At 53.8% G+C, this 8,509-nt stretch carries 4 protein-coding genes and 1 pseudogene; all 5 read right to left on the bottom strand.

All coding sequences use genetic code 11. The features are described 5' to 3' along the window. The coding region (locus IE105_RS15140; protein ID WP_189499725.1) for an HlyD family type I secretion periplasmic adaptor subunit at nt 1-1,029 on the bottom strand (1,029 nt) is incomplete at its 3' end. Then, nucleotides 1,026-2,756 carry a type I secretion system permease/ATPase gene (locus tag IE105_RS15135; RefSeq protein WP_189499724.1) on the bottom strand — a complete coding sequence of 577 codons (1,731 nt, stop codon included), beginning with the start codon at nt 2,754-2,756 and terminating at the stop codon, nt 1,026-1,028. The genes IE105_RS15140 and IE105_RS15135, both read right to left, overlap by 4 nt. Next, nucleotides 2,749-3,864: a TIGR03032 family protein gene (locus IE105_RS15130; RefSeq protein WP_189499723.1), complete on the bottom strand. Its 1,116-nt coding sequence runs from the start codon at nt 3,862-3,864 to the stop codon at nt 2,749-2,751. Before IE105_RS15130 ends, IE105_RS15135 begins: the two co-directional genes overlap by 8 nt. Further along, nucleotides 3,857-4,918, bottom strand: a complete 1,062-nt coding sequence (locus IE105_RS15125) for a hypothetical protein (RefSeq protein WP_189499722.1) — start codon at nt 4,916-4,918, stop codon at nt 3,857-3,859. Before IE105_RS15125 ends, IE105_RS15130 begins: the two co-directional genes overlap by 8 nt. A gap of 263 nt (nt 4,919-5,181) precedes the next feature. After that, nucleotides 5,182-6,720 (bottom strand): annotated as a pseudogene (locus tag IE105_RS15785) (cadherin-like domain-containing protein); the annotation flags it as partial. Nucleotides 6,721-8,509 lie beyond the last annotated feature (1,789 nt).

Genomic DNA, 8,509 nt, shown 5'->3' with positions numbered 1-8,509 from the left:
TCGAACCAAGAGGCCCTCATAGACGGTCGGCCTGTCAGCCGGCATAATTTGAACGGAGGCCGTAACATCGAATAGGGCCGGGACGATTTCCATGAGTGTATCGCCAGGTCGTATAACTCCGCCGATCGTCGATGCTTTCAGGTTAAGCACCTCACCTGAAACAGGCGCAGTGATCACGGATCTTTCGACCACATCCTGAGCGGCCTCCAACTGTTCTCTTGCCGCTTGAAGGTCGGCGCTTGCCAGTAAAATTTCATTCGCCCACCTTTGAGCCGCACGGGCTCTTGTCTGACCGATCTGTGCGCGTAGGTCCCGTTCATTGGCAATAGCATCTGCCCGCTCACCTTCGAGCCGCGAGATATCTCCTTCGATAGACGCAACAAGACGATTCACTTCCGTCAAGCGGTCACGCCGGGCCAACTGTTCCTCAACCATAGCGGCAATGACATTTCGCTCAGATCTTGCCGAACTTAGGGCCCTCGTGCCGATTTCGATTTCATCGGTGCGTGATCGCTGGAGCTGTTGTGCCGTATTGATCCGGGCCCTGAGGACCGCAATGTCAGAGGAAAGCATGATGCCCTCCTGTTCAAAAGATGTCGTTTCTCGCTTTATTATTGACGCAAGTTGTGTCGGGTCCAACTGCAAGTCATCAAGGCCCGATAACGATAGTTGGGGCTTATTTTCTTTCAGCGCTTCCAAGCGTGCGATTGTCGCTGACTTGGCTGCATATTGCTGAATGACTTGATTGCGGTTTGACCGAGACGCCGTTGACTTAAGAACGACGAGAGTATCGCCCACCTCAACTAGACTGCCCTCTCTGACCAGCAATTGATCGATGATCCCGCCTTCAAAGTGTTGAACTTGCTGACGATCATTTTCAACGATGATTTTTCCAGCCGCAGAGACGCCTTCCTCCAGCGGTGCAAATCCAGCCCAGACAATAAACCCGCCAAAGCCAATCAAGCAAATAACAGACATCTTCCGAACCAAGGGGTCACGATGAATTCGGGTCTTGGACGCAACCGTCATGCGGTCTTCCCCACTCCCGTCGAAATTTGCTGCGGGTCTTTTCTTGCCGATGAGTCTAAACTCGCCAGATAACGATTTGCGTCAGCTGAAATCACACCACCTTCGCGGATGGCGAGAACAGTTTCGGACTGTTCGATAACGGCACGATCATGGGTTGCGACAAAAACGATCGCCCCGCGTTCTGCCTTCTCTTTGAGAGAAGCGATGACGTGCTTTGCAGAATCTCTGTCTAAGTTTGCTGTCGGTTCATCCAGAATCAGCAGTACTGGCTCGCCAAACAGCGCTCTGGCGTAACCAATCAACTGTGTCTGTCCAGCTGACAGGGGCACCGTCGCAGACGGGCCGATCAGTGTATCATAGCCGTTCTTCAGTGATAAGATCATGGCGTGTGCGCCCGCTTCTTGTGCCGCCAATATGACTGCTTCGGGTTCTGCCTTACCCATTCTGGCAATATTTTGGGCGATCGTTCCTGGCAACAGCTCGACGCCCTGCGGGACATACCCGACGTATGGACCACGGTCATCGCTGGCCCATGCGTGAACATCCCGTCCACCCAGGACCACTTTCCCGGAAAACGGCTGCCAAGCCCCGACAACCGTTTGAAGAAGACTGGTTTTACCGCTACCGATGGGGCCGAGTAGCGTCACCAATGTACCGCCCTGTAACTGCAACCGGAACGGACGGATCAATGCCTCCTCACTCGCAGGGGGTGCGATGGCAAGCCGGTCCAGCAATAGAATGGGATCTGGACGGCTCAGAGGCATATCAGCTCGCCCGTCATTCACGCGAAGAACCCGCTCCCCGAGTTCATCCCAGGCTTCACGGATCGATGTAATATTTTTCCAGCCCCCCACAATCTGATCAATTGGTGCCAGTGCTCGCCCAAGAATGATCGACCCCGCAACGATGGCCCCAGGGGATACTTGTTGCTGGACCGCAAGCGCCCCCCCAGCACCCAGGACAAGAATCTGCAACATTTGCCTGACGGACTTTGCCGACGACGCAAAACTGACCTCTGCCCTCCCCCCGTTCAGCGCTATACCATGAGCCTCTTCACGGATAGATTTCCAGCGCGATAAGGCCCCCTCCGTTAGCCCCATCGATACAATCGCTGAACGCTGTCGACTGAGACCCAAGGCTAGCTCGAATGCCTGACTATCCTTCTGGTTCACTTCGAGAAATGTTGCTCGCGTCGCCCCCTCAGCCGTCACAGCAATGACGACCATTAACACCGCACCTACGAGGCCGATCGTTCCAATCAACGGGTGAATTACGAATAGGATCGCGATGAATAACGGGGCAAAAGGAAGGTCAAAAAACGGTAAAATGGCTTGATTTGACAGAAACCCTTTGACGCGTGCGGTGTAACGCAATCGCGACGGAATCTCTATTGCTTCCTGAGGATCGTCGCAGAAATGAGTAAACATATTGTCTGAAATGATTGTGTCCAACTCGACTGATGCGAGCGTTGCAAGTCGACGGCGCCCTACTTCCGCTGCAGCGTAAATTCCGAGCAGAAACACGGAGATAACTGTCAGCCAAATTAAGGTGTCGATGGACCCTGAGGTCAGGATCCGGTCATAGACCTGAAGCATATAGAAGGGTGAGACTAAGAGAAGGAGGTTGGCAAGGATCGTAAAACCTAAGATCGGTGCGATATAGGCCGAAATTGCGGAAGCCAGCGACCTTAGCCAACCCATTAAACTGAGTGACGGCGTGTCACGCATGATGGCTCTCGGGCGGAATTGACAATGTCCGCTTAATATCCGGCGTATTTGGCCCAATCATCGATGGCTTTTTGATGCCAGGGAATGTCACAACGTCATACAGCTCGCTAACGACTCCATGAAAAACCATAGAGTGAATGACATCACCACTGGCCAGATCAATAAAATAGAGGCCGCAACGGGCTGACACGCCTGCATCTTTCAATCGGTCATCCAACTCAAGGCCCCGAAAGGTCTTATTGTCACGTGGCAAAGACAAGCCAACGACGGCCGTCGTCTCGTCTATGAAGCTAAGGCCCCGGAGATAACCGGGACAAAAAGTCACCGGCACGAAACCTTTCTTCTTCTCATCCACATAACCAAACTCCCCCGTTCCGCTATTATTTAGCCATAATCGCTCGGCATGCCATCGCGGCGAATGTGGCATGGAAAGGCCCGAACATATAACCTCACCAGATTGGACATCGATGACGACCCCGCCATTTTCTCGGTGCTCACGCCAACCGTCGAACACGTCAGTTTGACTGACGAGCGTTACATAACGGAGTGCACCATCGCGTATCGCGACGCCATTAAGATGACATCGGTCTTCCGCTGCGAGACGTGATATAAAGTCCGGCCGCCAGACCGGCTCGAAACTATGGTTTTTGCTGGGCTTCGAGACGCAATTGAACAGTGTATTCGCGAATAAGAGGTCGCCATTGCTTTGAATAGCAAGATCATGCGCGTCAACATCACCAGTAAAATAGGAAAACCGTGGTGCAAAAAGCGCATCCGTTTGAAGGGCGCCGATTTGACCGTCACCAAGCAAATTATTGAACCGAATCAGTTGCGTATCACTGGTTACCCAAAACCCTTGATCATCCGTGGCCATACCTAAACATCGGCCAATATTGCGATTAAAGCTCCAAAGCTTTGGTGCGGTGTCAGCTTGTCGGTCGACACCGAAAAGGATGATTTTTCCAACTTGATAAGTCGTTACGCCAAGGCTGACTGACTTAGATTCCAACCATTCGACAAATCCGCGCGAGGTATCGACCGAAAAAGCGGCCTCCCGTGACCCGGGAGAATTCAAGTTTTTGCTCCGACTCGTTTGTTCATCAAGCATCCGACGGCATTCCAGTATCGATATTTAGACCATCGTCGACGAAGAGCATAAGATCATCCATAAAGTCGAGGAGTTCTGGTGAAATCTCTTCGTACGGAAGTGATCGCTCTATAGCGGGCACGACGCCAAAATCATCAACTCCCAAAGACTCGAAGATGCCCAAACGGTCTTGCCCATCACCCACGGGTTCAACGGAGAGACTTTCGAAGAGGTCATCTCCAAGGATAGTGAACAGCCCCGCGTCTATGCCGGAGCTAATCGGCCCATCCTCGAACTCGCTGAGGGAAATCGCGTGGTCCCAGATCAGGAGACTTTCGATCATTGTATCTGCCTCTAACGACAGATCTGTGACTGGTGTCAGATTTGGAATGTCACCTCCCGAACTCTCGACATCAACCTCCAGATTCAGCCCAACATGGACGCAACTTTTTATCGTGGCGAGTTCGAAAGCCGGCCCCAGCGTTGCTTTCGGTCCTGAGACGCCCGCGACAAGGGCGGCGTCGTCTTCGAAGCTGATCGCCTCATCCGCGAATAACTGGGCCTCAAGCGTGTCGTCCCCGATCAGCAGAGCGTTGATCGGAGCCTCAATCGTAAAGACTAGGTCCGCTCTGTCCAGAACGCCCTCAACTGGGGCAGGAGTTAGCCCATCATGGACATTACTCTTTATCGTGGCCAGTTCGAAAGCCGATTCCGTTGTTGCGTTCGGCCTCGAGACGTCCGCGAATAGGACTATATCTTTGTCATAGGCAATTGGCTCATCATCGTATGCTGAGAGAGAAAACCCGTTGTTCCAATTCAAGAGACTGTCGATCGTAACATCAGACACAAGAGATAAGATCGTTTTCCTAAACACTTCCGGGAGGACCACCGTAACCCCAGCTTCAATCCGTATGATGGCATTGCCTTCTGAATAGGTATCGTAAATCACGCCGCCATCAGTGACCTGACCCCCGTAGGTGAAGTTACCCAACGTCAGGTCGACAACATCCCCCGAATTGCCTCGTACATCAATCTTTGCCAATCCGCTATTCCGCTCTTCCGTCAGGTCAAACACGGCCTGCGCATCAATAAACAGTGCATTGTCACCCGATCCCGTGAGATCAATANACCCGCTCCGTCCAAGACCAACGTGTCCTTGCCCGTCCCGCCACGAATATCGGCGAAGTTGAGAGAAGTGACCGTGATCATGTCATCGCCCGCACCGCCGCGAACGACGTCATCGGTTGAGATATTCGTGAAGGCATCATTGCCCGCATTACCGGTGAAATTATCGGCGGCTTCCGTGCCTGCGGACGTGACAATTGTTGTGTCTTCCGTGCCTGTCGCCCCGCCATAGATGACGTAGCTTTCGCCAGCACTATTACCGTTCGCATCACCCCCATAAGCCCCGATGAACAAATCATAGAACCCATCACCATTAACATCCCCTGCGGACGACACAGAAATGCCCGAATGATCAGCCACATCGACCCCATCGATGCGAAAACCATTGCTCCCGTCTAATGTCGAGAGATCAAAAACGCCGCTTGTCCCTGACGCTACGGCCGCTCCGAAGATGACATAGCTCTCTCCGGCGGTCGTTGCGCCGCCGCGCGCGCCAATAATCAAATCGTCAAAGCCATCTCCGTTGACATCACCAGCAGAAGACACAGAAATGCCCGAATAATCAAACGCATCAATCCCATCGAGGCGGAACCCATTGGTCCCATTAAGCGTCGAGAGATCAAATACGCCCGCTGTTCCCGGAGCCGTTGCCCCGCCAAACACAACGTAAGTCTCCCCAGCGCTGGCATCACCATTGGGATCACCCCTGTTAGCGCCGATGATTAAGTCATCAAATCCATCGCCATTCACATCGCCCGCAGACGACACGGAAAAACCCGAGATGTCATCCGCATCAACGCCGTCAAGACGGAAACCATTGGTGCCATCAAGCGCTGAGAGATCAAATACACCAGCCGTGCCCGGAGCCGTCGCTCCGCCAAACACAACATAGCTCGTTCCGGCATAACTATCGCCGTTCGGATCAGCGAAGCGCGCCCCGATGATTAGATCATCAAATCCGTCACCATTGACATCACCAGCAGAGGATACTGATGCTCCCGAGTAGTCACTTGCATCGACACCATTGAGACGGAATCCATTGGTCCCATCCAGTGTCGAAAGGTCGAACATTCCCGATGCACCCGGAGCCGTTGCCCCACCAAATACAACGTAACTTACCCCTGTATTTGGATTGCCATTCGAATCAGCCAGAGGCGCGCCAATGATCAAATCGTCATACCCGTCACCGTTCACATCTCCTGCAGACGACACGGAAAAACCTGACTCATCGGTTGCTATGACACCGTTGACTTGGAAACCATTCGTGCCGTCGAGTGTCGACAGGTCAAACACACCGTCAACACCCGGAGCCGTGGCCCCACCGAATACAACGTAGGTCTCTCCAGAGTTAACTGCGCTATTCGGGTCGCCAGCACGCGCGCCAATGATCAAGTCATCAAACCCGTCGCCGTTCACGTCACCCGCTGACGCTACAGTGCCCCCAGAGTAGTCGTTTGCATCGAGCCCATCGAGCCGGAATCCATTTGATCCGTCGAGCGTAGAGAGGTCAAATATACCGTTTGATCCGGGAGAAGTCGCACCACCAAACACAACGTAACTTGAGCCAGCAGTATTATTCTCATTGGGGTCAGCATACCGCGCCCCAATGATCAAATCATCAAATCCATCGCCATTGACATCGCCCGCAGACGACACTGAATAACCTGAATAATCCTGTACATTGACCCCATTAATTTGGAATCCGTTCGTTCCGTCGAGGTCGGAAACGATGTTGTCATTGGTGACCGTGATAGCCACGGTCTGAGCCGTCGTCGCGACACCGTCATCCGCCGTGACCACAATGTCATAGACATTGTTGCCGCCCGCATCCCCGGGCGCCTCAAAGTCTGGCGACGTGAGGAATGTAACCACACCACTAAGTGTATCAATCGTAAATAGCGCCGCGTCAGCGCCAGAGAGAGAATAGGTGACGGCACTACCGTCGGCGTCCGATGTGGTCGCAGTATAGACGATGCCCGTTGCATTCTCGGCGAAAGACGCGGTCGCAGCGCTTGTGAAGACCGGCGCATTGTCATTCTCATTGGTCACCGTGATGGCGACCGCCTGATCCGTCGTGGCTGCGCCGTCATTGGCGCTCACAATAATATCATAGACGTTATTTTCGCCGACATCCGACGGGGTCTCAAAATCGGGAGCATTTAGGAATGCCACCTCACCCGTCGCAGCATTAATCGTGAACTGAGCGGCATCCGCCCCTGACAGGCTATAGGTGACCGCACTTCCGTCGGCGTCGGTTATCGCCGCGGTATAGGCTGTCGATTGGTTTTCCGCGACAGACGCGGTTGCAGCGCTCGTAAAGATCGGCGCGTTATCATTCTCATTCGTCACCGTAATCGCGACCGCTTGGTCCGTCGTCGTTGCGCCGTCACTAGCCGTAACAATTACATCATAGACATTGTTGCCTCCCGAATCCCCGGGCGCTTCAAAGTCTGGCGACGTGAGGAACGCAACCACACCGGTATTGGTATCAATCGTAAATAGCGCCGCGTCCGCGCCAGAGAGAGAATAGGTGACAGCACTACCGTCGGCGTCCGTTGTGGCCGCTATATAGACAGCACCTGTTGCATTCTCAGCGACCGTCGCGGTTGCAGCGCTCGTAAAGATCGGGGCGTTATCGTTTACATTGGTCACCGTAATCGCAACCGCCTGATCCGTCGTGGTTGCGCCGTCATTCGCCGTGACAATCACATCATAGACATTATTGCCGCCCGCATCCCCGGGCGCTTCAAAGTCAGGCGACGTGAGGAATGTAACCACACCACTAAGTGTATCAATCGCAAACAGGGCCGCATCCGCCCCTGACAGGCTATAGGTGACCGCACTACCGTCGGCGTCGGTTATCGCCGCAGTATAGGCTGCCGTCTGGTTCTCAGCGACCGTCGCGGTCGCAGCGCTTGTGAAGATCGGGGCATTGTCATTCTCGTTGGTCACCGTGATGGCGACCGCTTGATCGGTGGTGGCTGCGCCGTCATTGGCGCTCACAATAATATCATAGACGTTATTTTCGCCGACATCCGACGGGGTCTCAAAATCGGGAGCATTTAGGAATGCCACCTCACCCGTCGCAGCATTAATCGTGAACTGAGCGGCATCCGCCCCTGACAGGCTATAGGTGACCGCACTACCATCGGCATCCGATGTGGTTGCAGTATAGACGATGCCCGTTGCATTCTCCGCGACCGTCGCGGTCTCAGCGCTTGTGAAGATCGGGGCGTTATCGTTCTCATTAGTGACCGTAATCGCGACCGCTTGGTCCGTCGTGGTGGTGCCGTCATTCGCCGTGACAATCACATCATAGACATTATTGCTGCCCGCATCTCCGGGCCCTTCAAAGTCAGGCGCTGTGAGGAACGTGACCACACCGGTATTTGTATCAATCGTAAATAGCGCCGCGTCCGCGCCAGAGAGCGAATAAGTGACGGCACTACCGTCGGCGTCCGATGTGGTCGCAGTATAGACGATGCCCGTTGCATTCTCCGCGACCGTCGCGGTCTCAGCGCTTGTGAAGATCGGGGCGTTA

The organism is Algimonas arctica, from assembly GCF_014652695.1.
Classification (GTDB): domain Bacteria; phylum Pseudomonadota; class Alphaproteobacteria; order Caulobacterales; family Maricaulaceae; genus Litorimonas; species Litorimonas arctica.
This window is presented reverse-complemented; position numbering and strand designations above follow the sequence as displayed.